Origin of the sequence: Streptomyces sp. enrichment culture (genome assembly GCF_964272895.1) — a bacterium.
In the GTDB taxonomy this organism is placed as follows: Bacteria; Actinomycetota; Actinomycetes; order Streptomycetales; family Streptomycetaceae; genus Streptomyces.
This window is the reverse complement of the sequence record NZ_OZ186832.1, coordinates 5,879,440-5,900,767: the sequence shown is the minus strand read 5'-3', so window position 1 is coordinate 5,900,767 and position 21,328 is coordinate 5,879,440. Positions and strand designations below refer to the sequence as shown.

General features: G+C 72.5%; 15 protein-coding genes. 4 read left to right on the top strand and 11 right to left on the bottom strand.

Going from position 1 to position 21,328, the window contains the following annotated elements; translation table 11 throughout:
* Positions 1–40 precede the first annotated feature (40 nt).
* Positions 41–1,066 carry a ketopantoate reductase family protein gene (locus ACSU6M_RS26535; protein ID WP_437072881.1) on the bottom strand — a complete coding sequence of 342 codons (1,026 nt, stop codon included), beginning with the start codon at positions 1,064–1,066 and terminating at the stop codon, positions 41–43.
* A gap of 243 nt (positions 1,067–1,309) precedes the next feature.
* Positions 1,310–1,858 (bottom strand): DUF1697 domain-containing protein, encoded by a 549-nt coding sequence (locus ACSU6M_RS26530; RefSeq protein ID WP_437072880.1) that lies wholly within the window; start codon positions 1,856–1,858, stop codon positions 1,310–1,312.
* 388 nt (positions 1,859–2,246) lie between these two features.
* On the opposite strand from ACSU6M_RS26530, the gene ACSU6M_RS26525 reads away from it, so the two are divergent.
* Positions 2,247–4,490: an MMPL family transporter gene (locus ACSU6M_RS26525; protein WP_437072878.1), complete on the top strand. Its 2,244-nt coding sequence runs from the start codon at positions 2,247–2,249 to the stop codon at positions 4,488–4,490.
* A 59-nt stretch (positions 4,491–4,549) separates the two neighbouring features.
* Here ACSU6M_RS26525 and ACSU6M_RS26520 read toward each other — a convergent pair whose 3' ends face one another.
* From ACSU6M_RS26520 to ACSU6M_RS26500, 5 genes are all read right to left on the bottom strand, one after another.
* Positions 4,550–6,091 (bottom strand): FAD-dependent oxidoreductase, encoded by a 1,542-nt coding sequence (locus ACSU6M_RS26520; RefSeq protein WP_437072876.1) that lies wholly within the window; start codon positions 6,089–6,091, stop codon positions 4,550–4,552.
* 472 nt (positions 6,092–6,563) lie between these two features.
* Positions 6,564–7,760, bottom strand: coding sequence for a glycosyltransferase (locus tag ACSU6M_RS26515; RefSeq protein WP_437072875.1), 1,197 nt, complete (start codon positions 7,758–7,760; stop codon positions 6,564–6,566).
* Between the two features lie 59 nt (positions 7,761–7,819).
* Positions 7,820–9,106 carry an extracellular solute-binding protein gene (locus ACSU6M_RS26510; protein WP_437072873.1) on the bottom strand — a complete coding sequence of 429 codons (1,287 nt, stop codon included), beginning with the start codon at positions 9,104–9,106 and terminating at the stop codon, positions 7,820–7,822.
* Entirely contained in the window at positions 9,106–9,939 is an 834-nt protein-coding gene (locus ACSU6M_RS26505) for a carbohydrate ABC transporter permease (protein WP_437072871.1), read from the bottom strand. The genes ACSU6M_RS26510 and ACSU6M_RS26505 overlap by 1 nt, the downstream gene beginning before the upstream one ends.
* On the bottom strand, positions 9,936–10,898 hold the full coding sequence (locus ACSU6M_RS26500; RefSeq protein WP_437072869.1) for a carbohydrate ABC transporter permease: 963 nt from the start codon (positions 10,896–10,898) through the stop codon (positions 9,936–9,938). The genes ACSU6M_RS26505 and ACSU6M_RS26500 overlap by 4 nt, the downstream gene beginning before the upstream one ends.
* Positions 10,899–11,194: 296 nt before the next feature.
* On the opposite strand from ACSU6M_RS26500, the gene ACSU6M_RS26495 reads away from it, so the two are divergent.
* Complete coding sequence (locus ACSU6M_RS26495; RefSeq protein ID WP_437072867.1) at positions 11,195–12,058, top strand: phosphotransferase enzyme family protein; 864 nt, start codon at positions 11,195–11,197, stop codon at positions 12,056–12,058.
* A gap of 102 nt (positions 12,059–12,160) precedes the next feature.
* Here ACSU6M_RS26495 and ACSU6M_RS26490 read toward each other — a convergent pair whose 3' ends face one another.
* The 4 genes from ACSU6M_RS26490 to ACSU6M_RS26475 all read right to left on the bottom strand — a co-directional run bounded on the left by ACSU6M_RS26490 (position 12,161) and on the right by ACSU6M_RS26475 (position 16,612).
* The gene (locus tag ACSU6M_RS26490) at positions 12,161–12,892 is read right to left on the bottom strand and encodes a 3'-5' exonuclease (protein ID WP_437072865.1); all 732 of its coding nucleotides are present in this window, start codon (positions 12,890–12,892) and stop codon (positions 12,161–12,163) included.
* Between the two features lie 142 nt (positions 12,893–13,034).
* Positions 13,035–14,273: an SAV2148 family HEPN domain-containing protein gene (locus ACSU6M_RS26485; protein ID WP_437075359.1), complete on the bottom strand. Its 1,239-nt coding sequence runs from the start codon at positions 14,271–14,273 to the stop codon at positions 13,035–13,037.
* A gap of 103 nt (positions 14,274–14,376) precedes the next feature.
* Positions 14,377–15,699 (bottom strand): copper amine oxidase, encoded by a 1,323-nt coding sequence (locus tag ACSU6M_RS26480; RefSeq protein ID WP_437072863.1) that lies wholly within the window; start codon positions 15,697–15,699, stop codon positions 14,377–14,379.
* Between the two features lie 61 nt (positions 15,700–15,760).
* Entirely contained in the window at positions 15,761–16,612 is an 852-nt protein-coding gene (locus tag ACSU6M_RS26475; protein WP_437072861.1) for a Tat pathway signal sequence domain protein, read from the bottom strand.
* A 181-nt stretch (positions 16,613–16,793) separates the two neighbouring features.
* Here ACSU6M_RS26475 and glgX point away from each other — a divergent pair, with 181 nt between their 5' ends.
* Positions 16,794–18,917: a glycogen debranching protein GlgX gene (glgX, locus tag ACSU6M_RS26470; RefSeq protein ID WP_437072859.1), complete on the top strand. Its 2,124-nt coding sequence runs from the start codon at positions 16,794–16,796 to the stop codon at positions 18,915–18,917.
* 55 nt (positions 18,918–18,972) lie between these two features.
* The gene (gene treY / locus ACSU6M_RS26465; protein WP_437072858.1) at positions 18,973–21,327 is read left to right on the top strand and encodes a malto-oligosyltrehalose synthase; all 2,355 of its coding nucleotides are present in this window, start codon (positions 18,973–18,975) and stop codon (positions 21,325–21,327) included.
* Position 21,328: the final 1 nt, after the last annotated feature.

Here is a 21,328-nt window from a genome sequence, read left to right as displayed (position 1 = left end):
GCCCGGACGGCTCGGGGTCTTGGGCCGATCCCGCCCCGTGTCAGTGGGCCACTTCCCCTTCGCCGGCCGTCTTCTCGGCGAGCCGTACCAGCTCCGCGACCGGCAGGGACCCCGGTTCCCGGCGTTCGCGGGCGAAGGTGCCGGCCAGTCGCTGGAGCAGGTCGTTCAGCGGGGTGGGTACGCCGTGCAGACGGCCCAGGAGGGCGATCTCGCCGTTGAGGTAGTCGGCCTCGATGGTGCCGGTGCCGCGGGCGAGGGACTGCCAGGAGGAGCCGCCGCCGCGCGGGGCGCCCTCCAGCGGGACCAGGGTGACCTTGTCGCCGCGTGCGGCCTGCTGCTCCTCGGCGCTCGCCCAGCCGATCCCGGCGGCGTCCAGGACGGCCACGGCCTCGGCGCGCACCCTCGCGTACAGGGCAGCGGCCTCGTCGCCGGCGACGGTCCCGGTGACGGCCTCCAGCGCGTTGCCGAGGTTGCCGAGCAGTTTGGCGTACTGCCAGCGGGTCACGTCGGGGACGACGGGTGCCTCGAAGTGCGAGCGCTCCAGGTCGGCGGCGATCGCGCGGGCGGTGTCGTCGGTGCCGTGCGGGTAGCGGCCCAGGTGGAGGACGCCGGTGAGGGGGGTGCCGGCGGCGGAGACGACGCCCGGTTCGACGTAGGTGCACGGCAGCCAGACGCAGACCCCGTACACGCGCCGGAACAGGCGCAGGGCGAGGCGCTGGCTCTCCACCCCGTTCTGCGCGCACAGCAGCGGCAGCCGTTCGGCCGCGGTGCCGCCGCCCGCGACCGGCCGCGGGGCCCAGGCGGCGAGCGCGGCGGCGCTGTCCTGCGTCTTCACGGCGAGCACGAGGACGTCGTCGGGGCGCAGTTCGCCGAGTGTGCCGGGCCCGTCGACGGCCGGGAGCCGGTGGGTGCGGGTGCCGTCCGGCGTCACCAGCCGGAGCCCGTGCTCGCGCAGGGCCTGAAGATGGGCGCCGCGGGCGACGAGGACGACCTCGTGCCCGGCCTGGGCCAGCCGGCCGCCGACGGTGCCGCCGACGGCTCCCGCTCCGATGATGATGTAGCGCATACGGCCGAGCCTGTCACAGGCCGGCGGTCGCTGTCGCGCGGGTTGACCTCGCCCCGGGGCCGCAGCCGTGGGGCCCCGGCACGGACGGCCGTCCGAAGCACACGCTGTACGTCGACCGGGCGAACGCGCCGAGCCCGTCAGGAATCTGATCGTCCATCAGGGCGGGGCCGTCGCGTGCGCGATCGACGAGCGGTGCCTGCGCGAGCGCCGGGACGCGCCACTGACCGAGGCGCACGAGAAGGGTCACTCTTCCCGGGTGAGCTCCACCAGCTTCAGTACGGTGTTCCAGTTGCGGCTGGTGGCGATCAGCCCCTTGTTCAGCCGGGGCCGGGCCAGGTCGCCGGCCAGCTTGGAGCGGCCGAGGCCGTCCGGTGCGTACAGGTACAGGGCGCGGTCGCCGAGACGGAACTCCTCCGGGAGGTAGGCGGCGCGGTCGAGTTCCGCGAAGCGGTCCTCGGTGACGGGGGCGGAGAAGTAGGTGACGTGGAGCTGCTTGGGCTCCAACTCCGCGGCCGGGAAGGGGCAGTTCTCGGCGATCGCCCTCAGATAGGCGTGGTCCCGCACGATCACGTCGACGGCGAACCCGAAGTGCTTCTCGATCGCGGCGGCCAGCTCGCCGGCGAGGCTGTCCTCGTCCCCGTGTCCGCTGCCGAACACGGCCTGTCCGCTCTGGAGATACGTCCGCACCCCGCCGTACCCGAGCCCCTCCATGAGGGTGCGCAGTTCGGCCATGGGGACTTTTCTGCTGCCGCCCACGTTGATCCCGCGCAGCAGAGCCGCATACGTCGTCATGGACACACCCTAGGCGCCGGGAGCCCGGCATGATCGGCGAGACACCCTCTGGGGCCGCCGCGCCCCGTGGGGGCGGGCGCGGCGGCCTCGCGAAACTCTGTCCGATCGGGGTGCGGGGATCAACACCTACACGCGTCTGTGACTTGTTCAACAAGGTTTCGTAAGTACAAACCGGGTGTCTGCACCCTGATCGGCTCCCCCGAGGACATCGAACAGATGTAGGGGGCACTCTCCTCCCCGAAGGGGAGACGACGGGGGTCCGTGCGGATGATCCGATCCGGCCACAGGTCACCGGCCAGCACGACGAGATGCCTTTATCCGCCCCATACCTTCGAATCGAAAGGTGGCGGCAGGGGGCTGCCACCGCTCACAAGGGGGCAAGCCCGTCATGGGGAACGGAGAGACGAGGGTGCGTGGTCTGGCCGCGCGGGCCGGCGGCTGGAGCGCCCGCCATCGATGGGCGGCCGTGGGGATTTGGGTACTGTTCGTCGTACTGGCGATGGGGCTCGGCTCGGCAGCCGGCCAGGTCGAGGTCAAGGACAGCGACCAGCTGAAGGGCGAGACCCACACCGCCGCCAAGATCATCGAGGACGCCGGCATCGAGGAGCCGGCCAGTGAGACCGTCCTGGTCCAGTCGAAGGACGGGTCCGTCAAGGCCACCGACCCCGAGTTCCGTGCCGCTGTCGCCGCGGTCGTCAAGGCCGTCGAGGGCACCGGCGAGGTCACGGACGTGAAGTCGCCGTACGACACGGACACGATCTCCGAGGACGGCCGCAGCGCGCTGGTGCAGTTCGACATGCGCGGCGAGTCGGACACCGCCGGTGAGCGCGTGGAGCCGGTGCTGAACGCCGTCGAGGAGGTCCAGAAGGACCACGAGTCGCTGCGGATCGAGGAGATCGGCGGCGCCAGCATGATGAAGACGTTCGACGACGCCTTCGGCGACGACTTCAAGAAGGCCGAGTACTCCGCGGTGCCGGTGGCCCTCGGCATCCTGCTGATCGCCTTCGGCGCCCTGGTGGCCGCGCTGCTGCCGGTGGCCCTGGCGATCACCGCGATCATGGCGACGATGGGCCTGATGGGCGTCGTCAGCCACCTCCAGCCGATGAGCGAGACCGCCAGCTCCGTGATGCTGCTGGTCGGCATGGCCGTCGGCGTCGACTACTGCCTGTTCTACCTGCGCCGCGAGCGTGAGGAGCGGGCCGCGGGCAAGGACGCGCAGACCGCGCTGCGGATCGCCGCCGCCACCAGCGGCCGGGCCATCGTGGTCTCCGGTGTCACCGTGTGCGTGGCGATGGCGGGCATGCTGTTCACCGGTCTCGCCGAGTTCGAGGCGATGGGCCTGGCCTCGCTGATGGTCGTCGCGGTCGCCATGGTCGGCTCGGTCACCGTGCTGCCGGCCCTGCTGTCGCTGCTGGGCGAGCGCGTGGAGAAGGGCCGCATCCCGTTCGTACGCCGCCGCAACAAGGGTGCGAGCAGCGAGAGCCGCTTCTGGACCGCCGTGCTGAAGGGCGTGCTGGCCAAGCCGGTCGTCTCCGTGGTGGTGGCCACCGGCGCGCTGCTCGCCGTCGCCGCGCCCGCGGTCGGCATGAAGACCCAGCAGCTCACCCTGGACCAGGAGTTCGGCGACTCGCTGCCCATCGTCCAGACGTACAACCGGCTCAACGACGCCTTCCCCGGCGGCAGCGACCCGGCCGAGGTCGTGGTCAAGGCCGACGACATCGACGCCCCCGAGGTGAAGTCCGCGCTCGCCGCCTTCCGTGAGCAGGCGATCAGTTCGGGCGCCTCGCGGGGCCCGGTCGAGATCGAGCTGCACGACGAGCAGAACCTCGCCTTCGTCTACGTCCCGCTGGTCGGCGGCTCCGACATGGACAAGGCGACCGAGAGCCTGGACAAGCTGCGCGACGAGGTGCGGCCCGCGACGCTCGGCAAGGTCGAGGGCGTGCAGGCGCCGGTCACCGGACAGGTCGCCGGATCCGCCGACTTCAACGACCAGTTGGCCGGCTCGGTCGCCCCGGTCTTCGTCTTCGTGGTGGTCTTCGCCTTCCTGCTGATGCTGCTGTCCTTCCGCTCGCTGACGATCGCGATCACCTCGATCGTGCTCAACCTGCTGTCGGTGGGCGCGGCCTACGGCATCCTCGTCGCCGTCTTCCAGCACGGCTGGGGCGCCTCGCTGGTGGGCGCGGAGGGCGTCGGCGCGATCGTGACCTGGCTGCCGCTGTTCCTGTTCGTGATCCTGTTCGGCCTGTCCATGGACTACCACGTGTTCGTGGTGTCCCGGATCCGCGAGGCCAAGCTGCGCGGGCTGACGACCAAGGACGCGATCACGCACGGTGTGGTCACCACCGCGGGCGTCGTCACCAGCGCCGCCGTCATCATGGTCGCGGTGTTCGCGATCTTCGGCACGCTGTCGATGCAGTCGATGAAGCAGATGGGTGTGGGCCTTGCGGCCGCCGTCCTCATCGACGCCACGATCATCCGCGGTGTGCTGCTCCCGGCGGTCATGGCCCTGCTAGGTGAGCGCAACTGGTACCTGCCCAAGTGGCTGCACCGCCTGCCCGACCTCACCCACGACGAGGCACCGGAGGCGGTCACCGCGCCGGACGCCCGCGAGGGGGAGCCGGTACGGGTCTGACGACCCGCTGCGCGGCAGGGCCCGTCGGTCTCCGGGAGAGCCGACGGGCCCTGCCGCGTCTACAGTTCCGGCGCGGAACCGGTGCCGGAGGTGAACGGCACGGCCGCGTCGCGCCCGGCCCGCGGCCGGGGCCGCCGGCCGGGGGGCGGCCCGTAGACCGGTGGCACCGGGGTGCCGGAGCGGCGGCCGAGGGCCGCGGCGCCGTGCGTGGAGCTGGGCAGGCTCACCTCGCCGCGGGGGCCGCGCAGGGCGGCCAGGAGCACGGCCGGACGCAGCGGCCCGGCGGGCGGCGCGGCGGTCTGGAGCTGTCTGAGCAGCAGGGTCGCCGCGTACGGATCGGTGGTGGCGGCGGCCGCGATCCGGGCCGTGTACCGGCTGCCGATCCGGGCGCGCAGTCCGGGCGGCCGGCCGGTCCCGCCGCCCGCGGTGACCAGGCGGTGTGTGCTCAGCCGCCAGAGCGGGGACAGGCGGTGGGCGACCGCCTGGCGCAGCCGGTGGCCGAGCCCGACGGCGGTGCCGTGGCTGATCAGCAACTGGTCCAGGACGAGGGCGCATTCGACCGCGCTCGTCATGCCCTGGCCATGGACCGGGTCGAAGGTGGCGAGCGCGTCGCCGACCACGAGGAACTGGTCGGGCCAGCGGCGCAGTTCCTCGTAGTGCCGCCAGCGGTGCTCGGTGCGGCCCCAGCCGTAGACGGGGCCGAGCAGGGTGGCGGCCTCGACGACCTCGCTCAGCAGCGGGTGGCGCAACGCCCCGGCGGCGCGCAGCAGGCCCTCGCGGTCGGTGGGCGGCCGGCTGCCGTCGCCGGCGCAGACGGTGACCGACCAGTGGCCGCGCTCCACGGGGTGGAGCATGCCCTGGCCCGGATTGTCCGGGGAGGCCATGAGCAGCAGGCTCTTCCAGTCGGAGAAGTGGCCGACGGGCGGGGCGAGCAGGGCCGTGGCGCAGGTGGTCGGGGAGGCGACCACGGTCTCCCGCGGAGGCCGGTAGCCCAGTTGGGCCAGCCACTCGGGGGCGCGGGAGCCCTGTCCGCTCGCGTCCACCACGAAGTCGGCCGGAACCAGCCGCCGGGCACCGAGGCCGTCGGGTGCCTTGCGGTCCCGTTCGCGCACCCAGACGCCGGTGACGGTGTCCTGGGGGCCGGGCTCCAGGGCGACGGCCTCGTGCTGGGATAAGAAGGCCACCTTGGGGTCGGTGCGCAGCCGGTCGCGCAGGACCGCGTCGATCAGGTCGCGGCCGGCGCTGAGCACCGACAGGCCCGAGTCGAAGCGGGACAGCCAGCCGGCGGGGCCGAGCAGCAGCATGTCCAGGGGCATCCGGATCCGTTCCGCCCCGGCGTCGGTGAGGTTCTCGGTGATGCCCGGGAACAGTTGCTCCAGGCCGTGCTGGGCGGCTGTGGTGAGGGTGTGGGTGTGCCGGGCCTGGGGCACGCCCCGGCGCCGGCCGGGTCCGCTCGGCACCCAGTCGCGCTCGATCACGGTGACCCGGTCCATGAAGTTGGCCAGGGCCCGCGCCGCGGTGAGCCCGGCGAAGCTGCCCCCGATGACCACGGCGTGGCCATGGCCGCCGCCGGGGCCGGATATCCGTCCGTCCAGACTCAACTCGCCTGCCCTCCCCCTGTGTTGTGATTGCATCATGCAGGGAGGAGCCGCGCCGGGGGCGGGATTTGCCCCCGGCGCCGGGGGGAGTTCGAGCGGACTTCGAGGGAGGCTTGAGCGGGCCGGCCGGTAGGGCTCGCGGGCCGGGAGGTCCCGAGCGGGCGGCGAGTGCTTTCGATCCGCGGCAAGCCATGCGGCCGCCCGCGACAGCGGGGCGCCGGGCCCTGGTGGGCGGATGGCCGGCTCCTGCGGGAAATCGGTCGGACTCTACACCACACGGCGTGGGGCAGGGCCCGGCGCGGCGCCGGGGCGAGCCGAACGGCGGGCATCCGCCCTGTCGTTCGGCCCACCGCGGCGGCGCGGGCGGACAGGCTGCCGCGGAACGGGATCGCCGGATCGGGTCGGCGCCGCGGCGCCCGCTCGGGTCGGCTGAAAGTCAGCGTCCTTTCAGCCGCCCTGATCCCAAAGGCGGGTTCTAGGCGGGCAGTTCGGCCTCGATGAGGTCGACCGCGCGCCGGGTGCCGCCCTCACCGGCCATGTCCGTCTGGATCTCCTTCAGGCGGCGGGCCACCTCCGGGTCGTCGAGCAGGGCGAGCGCGGCGGTGCGCAGGGTGTCGGCGGTGGCCTCCTCCGCCGGCACATGGCGGGCGACGCCGAGGCCCTGGAGCATGTCGGCGTTGCCGAACTGGTCGACGGCCTGCGGCACGGCGATCATCGGCGTGGCGGTCGCAAGGCCCTCCTGGCTGCCGCCCGCCCCGGCGTGGGTGACGAAGAGGTCGGCCTGCTTCAGGATCGCCAACTGCGGGACCCAGGAGTGCACTTCGACGCCGTCGGGGATCTCCCCCAGCTCGGACGGGTCGACGCTCCGGCCGATCTGGAGCACCAGATGCCAGCCGGGCATCCCGGAGAACGCCTTGACACACTCCCGGTAGAAGGCGGGCTGCTTGGTGAAGGACGAGCCCAGCGACACCAGAACCACCTTCTCGGCGCCCTCGGGCCGCTGCCACTCGCCCTCGTGGGAACGGTCGCCCTGGCAGGCGCCGACGAACGTGTACACCTTCTCGTCGACCCGGTCCGCGTGCGGCTGGAGGGCCTTGGGGATCAGCACGAGGGAGCGGTCGGGGCGCCCGACGAACGGGTCGGGGTGCAGATCGATGCCGTTCTCCTTCAGCCACGCCTCGAACCTGGCGTAGTACGCCCGTCCGCGCTCGGTCTTCTTCGGCTCCTCCCACATCGGCTCGGCGACCTCCTGCTCGTAGCCCTCCCAGGCGACGAGGTTCGGGGACAGGGAGATCACCGGCACGCCCCAGCGGTGGCCGAGGACACGGGCCGGGTAGGAGGTGATGTCGTGGATCACGAGGTCGGGTTCGTCGCCCTCGTACGCCTCGATCAGCTGGGGCAGCGCCTGGACGGCGTCGTCCAGGAACGGCTCGACGTTGTCCAGGAGCGTGCTGCCCCATGCCTCCGGGTCGTCGTCGGGGGTGGGCAGGACGGAGTGCCACGGCTTGACCTCGGCACCGGTCTGCGCGACCTTCTCGGCGAAGATCGGCGGGATCGCGTACGTGACCCGGTGACCGCGGGCGACGAGCTCGCGGATCACCTCAAGGCTGGGGTTCACATGGCCGTGGGCGGCGATGGAGAACATGGCGATGTGTGCGGGCTTCGTCGTCATGCGGACGAGCTTAAACGAGACGAGACGTCTCGTCCAACGTATTTCCGGACGGGTCCCTCTCAGCGCTGATAGCGGGCCAGCACCAGATTCCCGTCCTCCTCCAGCCGCTCACGCAGTTCGTCCAGGCCGATCGCGCCGCTGTAGTACTCCTGGAACGCCGGGGTCGCCACCTTGTCCTTCCACTCCGGATAACCCCGTACGGACTGCGCGGGCGCCGGGCGCAGATGCGCGGCGAGCGCGGTGCCGGTCGCCCAGCCGTACCTCGGGGTGCGCAGGGCGGGGTCGGCGAGGGCCTGTTCGCCGGTGGGCAGCATCCAGTCGCCGAGGGCGAGGCGCACCATGTTCTGCGGCCGCAGCAGGAAGTCGATGAACGCGGCCGCCTCCTTCTTGTGCGGGCTGTCCTCGGCGACGGACAGCGTCTGCGGGCTGACGCCCTGGGCGAGTCCGGCGGCGCCCGCCGGCGCGGGCAGCACCTGCCACTCGAAGCCCTTCGGGGCCTGCTGCACGATCTGCTGACGGTAGGAGAAGCCCAGCGGCACCATCGCGTACCGCCCGCCGAAGAACCCCGGCAGCGTGTCCGAGCCGCCGCTGCCGAGCGTGGTGCCGGAGGCGCTGCGGTCGGTGCCGACCTGGTGGTGGATGGTGCTCGGCACGACCTCGTCCCCCGCCTGGAAGCGGATCGTGACCTTGCCGTCGGCACCCCGGTGGAAGAGCTTGCCGCCCGCCGACAGGGACAGGTTGAGCGTCGCGGAGACCGGCTCCTTCAGCGGCCAGGCCACCCCGTACTTGCCGTCCCCGCTCAAGCGCCGGGTGACGGTACGGAACTCCGCCCAGCTCCAGGGGTGTTCCGGCGTCGGGATACGCACCCCGGACTCCTTCAGCCACCGCGCGTTGGCGATCAGCACCCGCGGCTCCTGGAGGAAGGGGACGCCGTAGATCCCGTCGCCGAAGGTGGTGGTCTGCCAACTACGGGCCGGGATGTCCGACTTCAGCCGCTCGGGCAGCAGGTCCGTCAGATCGGCGAGGTAGCCGCCGTAGGCGAAGTCGGCCAGGTCGTCGGAGGCGTCATGGATGACGTCGGGCGCCTCACCGCCCTCGAAGGAGGTGAGCAGCTGGTCGTGCACGCTGTCCCAGCTGCCCTGGACGTACTCGAGGCGGACGTGGGGATGGGCCGCGTTCCACTCCGCCACCAGCTCCTTGTTGGCCTCGACGGACTCCTCCTGCCAGGCCAGCGACTGGAAGCGCAGGGTGATGCGGCCGTCGTCCGGGCCACCGTCGCCGGAGCCGGTGCACGCGGCGGTCAGCAGCAGGGCCAGGACCGCGCTCAGGATGACTCTCGTACGCATCAGCTCTTCACCGCCCCGGCGATCAGACCGCCCGTGATCCGGCGCTGGACGATCGCGAAGACGACCAGCGAGGGCAGCGTGGCCAGGAAGGCGGCGGCGGCCAGCGGGCCCAGATCCGCGACGCCCTCCGCGCCGATGAAGTGGGTGAGGATCACCGGCAGCGTCTGCTGCTCCGGGGTCTTCAGCAGCACCAGCGCGAAGAAGAACTCGTTCCACGCGGTGACGAACGCGAACAGCGCGGTCGCCGCGATCCCCGGCGCCAGCAGCGGACCGGTCACCGACACCAGCGTCCGCAGCCGCCCGGCCCCGTCCACGGCCGCCGCCTCCTCCAGCTCCGTCGGCACCGCCCGGACGTAGCCGACGAGCATCCACAGCGCGAACGGCAGCGCCCACACCACGTACACCGCGACCAGCCCCGCCATCGAGTCGATCAGCCGCAGGTTCTTCAGCACCAGGAACAGCGGGATGATCACCAGCACGAACGGGAACGCCTGGCTGACCACCACCCACCCGCTCGCCGCCCGCGCCAGCCGGGTGCGGTGCCGGGCCAGCACATACGCCATCGGCGTGGCCACCAGGACGGCGATCACCGCGGCCGACCCGGCCGCGATCAGCGAGTTGGACGCGGCCCGCAGCAGCGGCTGTTCGTCGAACGCCTGCCGGAAGTTGGCGAGCGTCGGGTCGTTCGGGACCCACGTGGGATCCAGCTTGGCCAGCTCCCGGGCCGGTTTGAACGCCGTGGAGACCAGCCAGAGGAACGGCAGGGCGAGGAAGGCCAGATAGGCGAGCAGCGCGACGTACTGCCCGGCGCGGGCGGCCCTTGTGGTCCTCATGCCTCGTCACCTCCTCTGAGCCGCCCCACGAGGAACAGGGCGAGCAGCACCGAGATCACCGCGACCATCACACAGCCCATCGCCGCCGCGTAGCCGAACTGGCCGTAGCGGAACGCCTCTTCGTACGCGAACAGCATCGGCAGCCGGGTGCGGCCGCCCGGTCCCCCGCTGGTCAGGACGTAGACCAGGGCGAAGGAGTTGAAGTTCCAGATCAGATTGAGCGCGGTGATGGCGAGCGCCACCGGCCGCAGGGCCGGCCAGGTGACCGTCCGAAAGCGCCGCCAGGCGCCGGCCCCGTCCAGGGCTGCCGCCTCGTGCAGCTCGCGCGGGGTGTTCTGCAACCCGGCGAGCAGGGCGACCGTCGTCTGCGGCATCCCCGCCCACACCCCGACGACGATCACCGCCGGCAGCGCGGTGGCCAGCCCGCTCAGCCAGTCCCGGCCCTCGCCCAGCCCCAGGTCCCGCAGCGTGTCGTTGAGGACACCCGCGTCCGGGTTGTAGACCAGCCGCCACATGACGCCGACCACGACCTCGGGCATCGCCCACGGCACGATCGCCAGGGCCCGCGCCAGCCAGCGCAGCCGCAGATCCTGGTTCAGCAGCAGCGCCAGGCCCAGCGCCAGCAGGAACTGCGGCACGGTCACCCCGACCGCCCACACCAGGCCGATCCGGAACGACTCCCAGAACAGCGTGTCGTGCAGCAGATCCCGGAAGTTCAGCGTCCCGATCCACTCGGTCGGCTCCGTCCGCCCCGACTGCGCGTCGGTGAAGGCCAGCAGGATCCCGTACAGCAGCGGTCCGACGCTCAGGATCAGGATCGGCAGCAGCGCGGGCAGCACCAGGAACCAGGCGCCGTGGTCGACGACCCGCCGCCCGCGCCCCTCGGTCCGCGGCCGCCTGCGCCCCTCGGTCCGCGGCCGTCTCGTCGCCGGGCGGCTCGCCTCGGTCCCCCATGTCACGTAATCGGCTCCTTCGCACGGCTCGTGACGGTTCGCGCCCGCACAGGGCTCGGTCATGGTCGTGAAGGAGGTCTACGCCGTCAAGGCACCGCGCACACGGGTCCGGCCTCGGCGAATGCGAGACTGACCGGCGGGGGGCGAGATCCGGACACCCCGGACCGCACCCCCGCACGGCACGGGTGACACGGCTCCGTCGGTGACACGACGGCGCAGTGACACAACGGCACAACGGCACAACGGCACAACGGCACAACGGCACGGCGACACGGCGACAGGACGACACGGAGGCGGACGGGATGGACGAGGCACGGGCACGGGACGTACTGGCCGCGGCGGACGTACTGCCCGGCCGGGCAGCCGAGGCGCGGTTGCTCGCGCTCGGCGAGAACGCCGTGTTCGCCGCCGGTGACCTGGTGGTCAAGGTGGGCCGCGACGCCGAACTCCTGGAACGGGCGCGCCGCGAGCTGGCCGTCGCCGCCTGGCTCGCCGACGCGGATGTGCCGGCGGTACGGGCGGCCTCCCAGGAGGCGCTGCTCGTCGAGGGGCACCCGGTGACGGTGTGGCACCGGATGCCGGATCCGGTGCGCCCCGCCGAGCCCCGCGATCTGGCCGAACTGCTACGGGTCGTCCACGCACTCCCCTCCCCTCCCTTCGCCCTGCCGCCACGCGATCTGCTGGGCGGCGTGGAGCGCTGGCTGCGGCTGGCCGGGGACGCGATCGACCCCGCCGACGCGGCGTATCTGCGCGAGCGCCGGGACGGCTTCGCCTCGGCCGCGGCCGCGCTCGTCCCTCACCTCCCGCCGGGCCCCATCCACGGCGACGCCCTCCCCCGCAACGTCCATGTCGGCCCCGACGGCCCCGTCCTCGTCGACCTGGAGACCTTCTCCGCCGACCTGCGCGAGCACGACCTGGTCGTCATGGCCCTCTCCCACGACCGCTACGGCCTGCCGGCCGAGGCGTACGCGTCGTTCACCGAGGCGTACGGCTGGGACGTGCGCGCATGGGAGGGCTGCGGCGTCCTGCGCGGTGCCCGCGAGACGGCGAGCTGCGCGTGGGTGGCCCAGCACGCCCCGGCCGACCCCAAGGCGTTGGCGGAGTTCGAGCGCAGGGTGGCGTCCCTGCGGGACGGGGACGACAAGGTGCGGTGGTACCCGTTCTGAGGTGGGTGTCGCCCGCCTTCTCCAGGTGCGTGTCGCCCGCCTTCTGAGGTGGGTGTCGCCCGCCCGCGCCGGCGGCGGGGCCCCGCGGACGGACGCCGGGCCCTACTTGGCCCGAACCCCCTCGACCCCCAGCTCCCGCAGCGGCCATGCCCCGTCCACCACGGCCTCCGCGTCCCCCTTGCGGCGCAGAAAGCTCTGGAAGTCCGCCGCCCAGGCCGCGTACCACTCGATCTGCCGCCGATGCAGCTCCGCCGCCCCCAGCGAGGCGACCTTCGCGTGCCGCTCGGCTATCGCACGGGCGAGCCCCGCCGCGGCCAGCGCGTCGGCGCAGGCGTCGTGCGCGGAGTCGAGCGGGACCCCGTACTCCGCGCAGACGGCCTCCAGGTTCCGCTTGCCCCGCCGGTAGCGGTCGGCCCAGCGGTCGATGGTGTACGGGTCGATGACGGGGGCCGGCTCCTGTCCCCCCAGCCGCTCCCGCAGGGACGGCAGCCCGTGCCGGTGCAGTTCCGCGGAGAGCAGGGTCAGGTCGAACGCGGCGTTGTAGGCGACGACCGGAACCCCCGTCCTCCAGTACGTCACCAGTACATCGGCGATCGCGTCCGCCACCTCGTCGGCGGGCCGCCCCTGCGCCGCCGCGCGCTCGTTGCTGATGCCGTGCACGGCGACCGCGTCGGCGGGGATCTCCACACCGGGATCGGCCAGCCACTCCCTGCGCCCCAGGACCTCTCCGGCCCGGACCTCTATCACCGCGCCGGTGACGATGCGCGCCTCGCGCGGGTCGGTGCCCGTCGTCTCGAGGTCGAAGCCGATCAGCAGCTCCCGGTGCCAGGCCATGGCGGCCCCCCTTCTTGGTGGTGCTTCCCCCAGTGGCCTCCACCTTCGCACGAGCCACTGACAATCCGAGGACCGCGTTCCGCCTGCCCCCGCCCGGCAGCCCCCGCCCCCGGCACCCCCGCCCCCGGAAGCCCCGGACACTTCACGACACAGGCCGCGAATCCGCCCAAGCCGTCTCGAACTCCTCGCGGTACGTGGCGAACAGCCCGCCCTCGTCGACCTCGTCCGACTTCACGACCCGGTCGCCGCTGCGCAGCACCAGCACCGGCGACTCCATCCCCCGGGCGCGCCGCAGATAGGACTGCACGACCGCGATGCCGTCGGAGCCGTCGCCGTCCACCAGGTACGCGGTGAAGCGGGGCGTCTCGTCGTACACCTGGATCTGGAAGGCGCCGGGGTCGCGCAGCCGGGCCCGCACCCGGCGCATGTGCAGGATGTTCATCTCGACGGCCCGGGACAGCTCGCCCCGTTTGATGCCGAGCTCGCGCTCGCGCCGCTTGACCGCGCTGGAGGCGGGGTTGAGGAACAGCAGCCGCACCCGGCAGCCGGCCTCGGCCAGGCGGACGAGCCGGCGGCCGGAGAAGTTCTGCACGAGCAGGTTGAGGCCGATGCCGAAGGCGTCCAGGCGGCGGGCGCCGCCGAAGATGTCCTCGGCCGGGAACTGGCGCAGCAGCCGCACCCGGTCGGAGTGCACGGCGACGACGTCCGCGTACCGGTCGCCGACCAGGTCCTCCACGGCGTCGACCGGCAGCCGGCGCGCGGAGGGCACGTCGCCGCCCGCGCCGAGGGCGTCCAGGAGCCGCGCCGAGGCCCGCTCGGCCTGGTTGAGCACGGCCTCGGACAGGGCGCGGTTGCGGGAGACGACGTTGCGGGTCACCTCCAGCTCGTCCAGGGCGAGTTCGACGTCGCGGCGGTCGTCGACGTAGGGCTCGAAGCACGGCCAGTGCTGCACCATCAGCTCGCGCAGCTGGGGCAGGGTGAGGAAGCTGAGCACGTTGTCGTCGGCCGGGTCGAGCAAGTAGCCCTTGCGGCGGCTGACTTCGCGTACGGCGACGGCGCGCTGCACCCATTCCTGGCCGGCCGGTCCGGCGGCGGCGACCACCCAGTCGTCGCCGTGGACCGGTTCGTAGATGGGCCGCAGGACGGCGGCGACCACCGCGCGCAGCCGCTGCTCGACCAGGTTCAGCCAGATGTAGGCGCGGCCGGCCCGCTGGGCGCGGGTGCGCACCTCGCGCCAGGCCCCGGCGTCCCACTCCAGCTCCGGCCCGATGGAACCCGTCTCCATGGGACGGGCCAAGGACACCGTGCCGGGCGGGACGTCCGCGGAGTCCCCCTCGCGACCCTCGTCACCAGGGGGCAGCTCCAGCCCTCCCGAGCCCACCCGCGCACCGCCTTCCGCTCCCCCGAGCTCTCCCCGTGCCAACGATCAAGGAAGGGTACTCCGGGAGCGGTCGGCGGTGCAGCCGGATGGACAGGGTCGTTTCTCAACTCCGCGGCCGCCAGTGGCCGTTCTGCCACGCGAGCTCACCCGGAGTGAGCGGATTCATAGCGGTGACGTCACGCGGGACGATGGAGAAGCCCTGCCAGTGGACCGGCATGGGCTGCTGGTCCTCGTCGCGCGCGATGTGGTGGAAGCCGACGTTCATCCACACGATGGGGTGGGTGAGGGCCTGGCCGTTCACCCACTTGTCGACGGAGTTGCCCTGGCCGGTGGGGCAGCCGGGGTTGTGGCTGGCGAACTTCTCGCACGCGTTGTACTGGGTGACGTACATGTCGTGCCGGGTGTAGCTGCGGCCCGGGTACTTGGTGCTGGTGCCGGGGACGATCTCGTAACTGCGCGGGTGCAGGTCCTTGTTCTTGCCGCGCGCGCTGACGACCCGCCACCAGCGGTAGTTCTTGGCGTCGGCCGCGAGTTCCTTGGCGACCTTCACGCGGGTGGTCCTGGTGGTCGGGGCGCGGTTGCCGGCGACGGGTGCGGAGACCTTGGAGTCGTACTGCTCGACGGTGTTCTTCGTGGAGCCGTCGAGGGCGAAGTCCAGCCGCCAGAAGACGTTGTGGCTGTGGCTGGTGGCCTTGGCGCGGTCGCCCTTGCCGATGGGCCAGCCGCGGCCGTCGCCGGCGTCGTAGTCCTCGTAGGACAGGCTGCCGGTGGCGCCGACGTTCATGGTTACGGTGCCGTCGTCCTGGAAGCGCCACTCCGTCATGTACTCGTACCAGCCGACCTGGTTGACGGTGTAGACGAGCAGGTCGCGGCCCTGGGCCTGGTAGACCTTGTTCGCGGTGTCGCCCTGCATGCGGTAGGCGTGGCCACGCGCGCGGGTCGTGGTGCACAGGCCCTTGACGTTGGGGTCTCCCCAGGCGTCGGGGACCTTGACGGTCTTGATGGTGCCGCCGGGGCACTCGGCCGGCTTGAGGTTCACCAGGCCCTGGGCGAAGCCGAAGCCGGTGAGGTCGTCGTACTCGACGCTGCCGTCGTCGTAGGGGACGTGGATCTGGCCGACGCGGGCGCTGTTGAGGACGCGGATCGGCTTGGTCTCGCCCTTGGGCTGGTAGGAGATCTTCTCCAGGACGAGGCCGGCCTTGGAGTCGTAGCGCCAGCACATGCCCCAGGTGGTGCCGCCGGGGAGCTTGTGCTGGATGCGGTAGGCGGCGCTGCAGTCGGCGGCCGGGGCCGGGGCGGCCTGGGGCCGGGCGGCGGGCTGGGCCGAGGCGGGGCCGGCGGCGGTGGTCGCACCGGCGGCCAGCGCGGCCACGGTCAGGCCGACGGCGACCCGCGTGCGGGCAGGGCGTATTCGGTTGGCACGCATGAAAAGGATGGCTCCCTCTACCGGAAGGTCCAGTGAGTCGGAAAAGTGAACTGACGGCCGGTCAGCCGAGGTCGAGCTTGCCGACCTTGCGGGCGCTGAGGTCGATCACGAACGCCCGGGCGTCGATCCACGGGCCGTTGACGACCTTCGGGAACAGCCGCACGCACCGGTGCTCGCCGCACTTGTCGAGCAGCGCGGGCTGCGCGCCGGGGGCCGCCCGGTACACCGCCCCGTTGAGCTGGAGCTGCTCCGGTGAGGTGAGCTCCTTGCCGGTGGCGTCCTTGTAGTCGGCCTTGAGGTCGGCGCCGAGCGGATCGGCCATCAGCAGCCGGGCCGCCTGCGCGTACTCGTCGCGGCTCAGCGGCGGCTGGACACCGCGCTGGCTGACCGTCTTCTCGACCTTCCCCGTGTCGAGGTTGACGGTCTTGGTCACCAGGGTGTCGTCGCGGTAGTCGTAGAACGACACCTCGGCGCGGCGCGGCGCGCCCGGCGTGTCGGACTCCGTCTCGGCGAGGTCGACGGCGAGGCGCTGCGGTCCGCGGTCGCCCTCCACGTCCTCGCTCGCGTCGAGCAGTTGCCGGTTCACCGCGAGCTTGGCGACGCGCTCGATCTCGTCGTCGGTCAGCGGGTCGCGGCCCGTGCCCTTCTCGCCCTGCTCGGGCGCCTCCTCGACGACGCCGGGCGCGACGGCCGGCGCCTGTCCCGCGCCCTGTCCGGCCTCCTGGCCGTTCTCCTGCCCCGGCGCCGCCTGTCCGGCCGCGGCGGTGCCGCTCCCGGTGCCCGCGGCGCCCCCGTTCTCGCCGGCGCCGGCCGTGCCCGGCAGGGTCACCGCGACCATCGCGGCGGTCCCGGCCACGGCTATGGCGGCGCCGGCCACCACCTTGCCCAGATGGCGGTGCACTATCGTGCGCACATCATCCCCCTACTCCCCGTCTGGTCCCCGGGAGTACGTGTTGCCCCACTCTTTCGGCATACGTCGTATGCACTGGTCGAGGGGTAAGAGGGGCCTGGGGCCCAACCGGTTCCATCACTTTCGGGGAGACTCGTCGCCAAGGGGCCCCCAGCGGGGCGGCACACCTGGAAGAGTCGTACACATGCAGGTCTGGCCTGGAGAGGCGTATCCCCTCGGCGCCACGTACGACGGCGCCGGTACGAATTTCGCGGTGTTCACGGAGGCCGCGGACCGAGTGGAGCTGTGTCTGCTGCACGACGACGGCTCGGAGACGGCGGTGGAGCTGCGCGAGTCCGACGCGTTCGTCCGGCACGCGTATGTGCCGGGCGTGATGCCGGGACAGCGGTACGGGTTCAGAGTGCACGGCCCGTACGCCCCGGAGCGCGGGCTGCGCTGCAATTCGGCGAAACTGCTGCTCGACCCGTACGCGAAGGCGATCAGCGGGTCGATCCAGTGGGGCGAGGAGGTGTACGGCTATCACTTCGACGCACCCGATCGGCGCAACGACCTGGACTCGGCCCCGCACACCATGTCGTCCGTCGTCGTCAACCCCTACTTCGACTGGGGCGACGACCGGCGACCGCGCACCGAGTACCACCACACGGTGATCTACGAGGCCCATGTGAAGGGCCTGACCATGCGCCATCCGGGGCTGCCGGAGGAGCTGCGCGGCACCTACGCGGCGCTCGCACACCCGGCGGTCCTCGAACACCTCACCGAGCTCGGGGTGACCGCCCTGGAGCTGATGCCCGTACACCAGTTCGTCAACGACCACCGGCTGGTCGACATGGGCCTGAACAACTACTGGGGCTACAACACGATCGGCTTCTTCGCCCCGCACAACGCCTACGCGTCCTGGGGCGACCGCGGACAGCAGGTGCTGGAGTTCAAGTCGGCGGTCCGCGCGCTGCACGAGGCCGGGATCGAGGTCATCCTCGACGTGGTCTACAACCACACCGCCGAGGGCAACCATCTCGGCCCGACGCTGTCCTTCCGGGGTCTGGACAACCCGTCGTACTACCGGCTGACCCCGGACAAGCGCTACTACATGGACACCACCGGCACCGGGAACTCGCTGCTCATGCGGTCCCCGCACGTGCTCCAGCTGATCATGGACTCGCTGCGCTACTGGGTGACCGAGATGCACGTCGACGGCTTCCGCTTCGATCTGGCGGCCACCCTGGCCCGGCAGTTCCACGAGGTGGACCGGCTGTCGTCGTTCTTCGACCTGGTGCAGCAGGACCCGGTGGTCTCCCAGGTGAAGCTGATCGCCGAGCCCTGGGACGTCGGCGAGGGCGGCTACCAGGTGGGGAACTTCCCGCCGCTGTGGACGGAGTGGAACGGCAAGTACCGCGACACCGTGCGCGATCTGTGGCGGGGCGAGCCGCGGACGCTGGCGGAGTTCGCCTCCCGGCTCACCGGCTCCTCCGACCTGTACCAGGACGACGGGCGCCGGCCGCTGGCCTCCATCAACTTCGTCACCTGCCACGACGGCTTCACCCTGCACGACCTGGTGTCGTACAACCACAAGCACAACGACGCCAACGGCGAGGGCAACCGGGACGGCGAGAGCCACAACCGGTCCTGGAACTGCGGCGCGGAGGGCGACACGGACGACGAGGACGTGCTGCGGCTGCGCGCCCGCCAGATGCGCAACTTCATCGCCACCCTGATGCTGTCCCAGGGCGTGCCGATGATCAGCCACGGCGACGAGTTCGCCCGCACCCAGCGCGGCAACAACAACGCCTACTGCCAGGACAGCGAGCTGGCCTGGGTGCGCTGGCCGGAGCCCGGCGAGGAGGGGAGCGACCGGGAGCTGTTCGCGTTCACGCGCGCGATGGTGTGGCTGCGCAAGGACCACCCGGTCTTCCGGCGCCGCCGCTTCTTCCACGGGCGGCCGGTGGAGGGCACCCACGACGATCTGTCGGACATCGCCTGGTTCACCCCGGAGGGCCGGGAGATGACCCAGCGGGACTGGAACTCCGCTCCGGCCTCCGCGCTGACCGTGTTCCTCAACGGCAACGCCATCTCCGAGCCGGGTCCGCGCGGGGAGCGCATCACCGACGACTCCTTCCTGCTGATGTTCAACGCCTCGCCCAAGGCGCTGGACTTCGTCGTGCCCGTCGACCACGGACGGCAGTGGCAGGTCGTCGTCGACACCGCGAGCGAGGAGGGGATCCCACCGGGTACCGGGGCCAAGGTGGCGGCCGGTGAGCGGCTGCGGCTGGTGGACCGCAGTCTGACGGTGCTGCAGCGGCCCGCCTGAGGTCCGTTCGGGTGGGGGTGAGACGAAGGGCGGCGGGACGGGTACGTAGCTCTGCATGACACCTGAGCGCCCCGTCCCGCCGGTGCCCACGTCCACCTACCGGCTGCAGCTCCAGCCCTCGTTCCCGTTCGCGGCCGCCGCGGCGACCGTGCCCTATCTGGCCTCCCTCGGCGTCTCGCATCTGCATCTGTCGCCCGTGCTGGAGGCCGTGCCCGGCTCCACGCACGGCTACGACGTCGTCGACCACGCGCGCGTGCGCGAGGAACTCGGCGGCGAGGAGGGCCTGCGCGCCCTCGCCGGCACCGCGCGCGAGCACGGCCTCGGCCTGGTGGTGGACATCGTGCCCAACCACATGGCCATGGCCCCGGCCCACAACCGCGCCCTGTGGGAGGTGCTGCGCGAGGGGCCGAAGTCACCGTACGCGCGGTGGTTCGACATCGACTGGGAGGCGCAGAACGGACAGGTGCTGCTGCCCGTGCTCGGCGGTCCGGTGGGCGAGGAGCTCGGCGCGCTGCGGGTCGACGGCGATGTGCTGCGCTACCACGACCACGCCTTCCCGCTGCGCGAGGGCACCGAGGACCTGCCGCTGCCCCAGCTGCTCGACGCCCAGTGGTATCGGCCGGTGTGGTGGCGGCTGGCCCGGACCGAGCTCAACTACCGGCGGTTCTTCAGCATCTCGGAGCTGATCGGGGTGCGGGTGGAGGACCCGGAGGTGTTCGAGTCCACCCACGGCAAGATCCTCGCCCTGCTGCACGAGGGCGTGATCGACGGGCTGCGGGTGGACCACCCCGACGGGCTCGCCGACCCCGACACGTATCTGGCGCGGCTGCACGAGGCCACCGGCGGTCGCTGGACGGTCGTGGAGAAGATCCTCGCCGACCACGAGCGGCTGCCGTCCTCCTGGCCGGTGGCGGGCACCACCGGCTACGACGCGCTGCGCCGGATCGATGGGCTGTTCACCGACCCGGAGGGCGCCGCGGAGCTCGTCCGCCACTACCGGCGGTTCGCCGCGCCGCAGACGGACCGGGGCGGCGCCTGGGACGCGACGGTACGGCGGGCGGCGTACGGGGTGCTCGAGCACGAGCTGGCGGCCGAGCTGGACCGGCTGACGCGGGTGGCCGTACGGGTGTGCGCCACCTCCCCGGACGCGGCGCTGCGCGACCGGGCGCCCTGGGCGCTGGCCACGGCGCTGCGCGAGCTGCTGGTCCGGATGGAGGTGTACCGGCCGTACGCCTCCCAGGACGCGGCCGGCGTCGTCACCGAGCAGGCCGCCGCCGAGGCCCGGCTCGCCTTCGTGGTGCCCGAGGAGGCGGGCGCGGTGGACGTCGTACGGGATCTGGTGCTGGGGCGGCACGGGGACGGCCCGGAGCAGGTGGAGTTCCGCACCCGGTTCGCGCAGCTGTCCTCGGCGCTGCGGGCCAAGTCCGTGGAGGACACGGCGTTCTACCGGTACGTGCCGCTGCTGTCGGCGACGGAGGTGGGCGGCGATCCGGGGGCGCCCGGTGTGTCGCCGGAGGACTTCCACGCGTACTGCGCGCGCGTGCAGCGCGACTGGCCGGCCACCGGCACGGTGGTGTCCACGCACGACACCAAGCGCAGCGCCGATGTACGGGCCGCGCTCGCGGTGCTCACCGAGTGCCCGGGGCGCTGGGCGGACGTGCTGGCGGACGTCTCGCGCGCGCAGGAGCCGGTGCCGGACGCGCAGCTGGCGTGGGCGGCCTGGCAGACGGTGTTCGGGCTCGGTCCGGCGGACCCGGAGCGGGTGCGGGCGGCGCTGCTGAAGCATGTGCGCGAGGCGGGGCTGTACACCAGCTGGACGGAGCAGGAGCCGCCGTACGAGGAGGCGGTGGCGGCGTTCGTGACGGCGGGGCCGTGCGGCGTGCCGGGCGAGCGGGTGGCGGCCCTGCGGGCCCTGCTCGCCCCGCACATCCGGGCGAACGTGCTGGGCACGGCGCTGGTGCAGCTGACGATGCCGGGCGTGCCGGATGTGTACCAGGGCACGGAGGCGGAGTACCGGGCGCTGGTGGATCCCGACAACCGGCGGCCGGTGACGCTGCCGCCCGAGGAGCCCGGCGAGAAGGCGGCGGTGACGGCGGCCGCGCTGCGGCTGCGGGCGCGGCGGCCGGAGGCGTTCGGGCTCGCGGCGGCGTACGCCCCGCTGGCCGCCGAGGGTCCGGGGGCCGCGCACTGTGCCGCCTTCGCGCGGTCCGGGCAGGTCGTCACCGCGGTGACCCGGCTGTCGCTGCGGCTGGCGGAGGCGGGCGGCTGGCGCGACACCGTGCTGCCGCTGCCGCCGGGCCGCTGGGGCGATGTGCTCACGCCGGGGCGGGAGTTCCGCGGGCACGCGCGCGTGGCGGAGCTGTTCGGGCCGCTGCCGGTGGCGCTGCTGGAGCGCGTCGGGGAGGAGTAGG

Coding starts and splice junctions, on each gene's coding strand:
- ACSU6M_RS26535 (WP_437072881.1), bottom strand. CDS start 1,066: ATGCGCTACATCATCATCGGAGCGGGAGCCGTCGGCGGCACCGTCGGC.
- ACSU6M_RS26530 (WP_437072880.1), bottom strand. CDS start 1,858: ATGACGACGTATGCGGCTCTGCTGCGCGGGATCAACGTGGGCGGCAGC.
- ACSU6M_RS26525 (WP_437072878.1), top strand. CDS start 2,247: ATGGGGAACGGAGAGACGAGGGTGCGTGGTCTGGCCGCGCGGGCCGGC.
- ACSU6M_RS26515 (WP_437072875.1), bottom strand. CDS start 7,760: ATGACGACGAAGCCCGCACACATCGCCATGTTCTCCATCGCCGCCCAC.
- ACSU6M_RS26510 (WP_437072873.1), bottom strand. CDS start 9,106: ATGCGTACGAGAGTCATCCTGAGCGCGGTCCTGGCCCTGCTGCTGACC.
- ACSU6M_RS26505 (WP_437072871.1), bottom strand. CDS start 9,939: ATGAGGACCACAAGGGCCGCCCGCGCCGGGCAGTACGTCGCGCTGCTC.
- ACSU6M_RS26495 (WP_437072867.1), top strand. CDS start 11,195: ATGGACGAGGCACGGGCACGGGACGTACTGGCCGCGGCGGACGTACTG.
- ACSU6M_RS26490 (WP_437072865.1), bottom strand. CDS start 12,892: ATGGCCTGGCACCGGGAGCTGCTGATCGGCTTCGACCTCGAGACGACG.
- ACSU6M_RS26480 (WP_437072863.1), bottom strand. CDS start 15,699: ATGCGTGCCAACCGAATACGCCCTGCCCGCACGCGGGTCGCCGTCGGC.
- glgX (WP_437072859.1), top strand. CDS start 16,794: ATGCAGGTCTGGCCTGGAGAGGCGTATCCCCTCGGCGCCACGTACGAC.
- treY (WP_437072858.1), top strand. CDS start 18,973: ATGACACCTGAGCGCCCCGTCCCGCCGGTGCCCACGTCCACCTACCGG.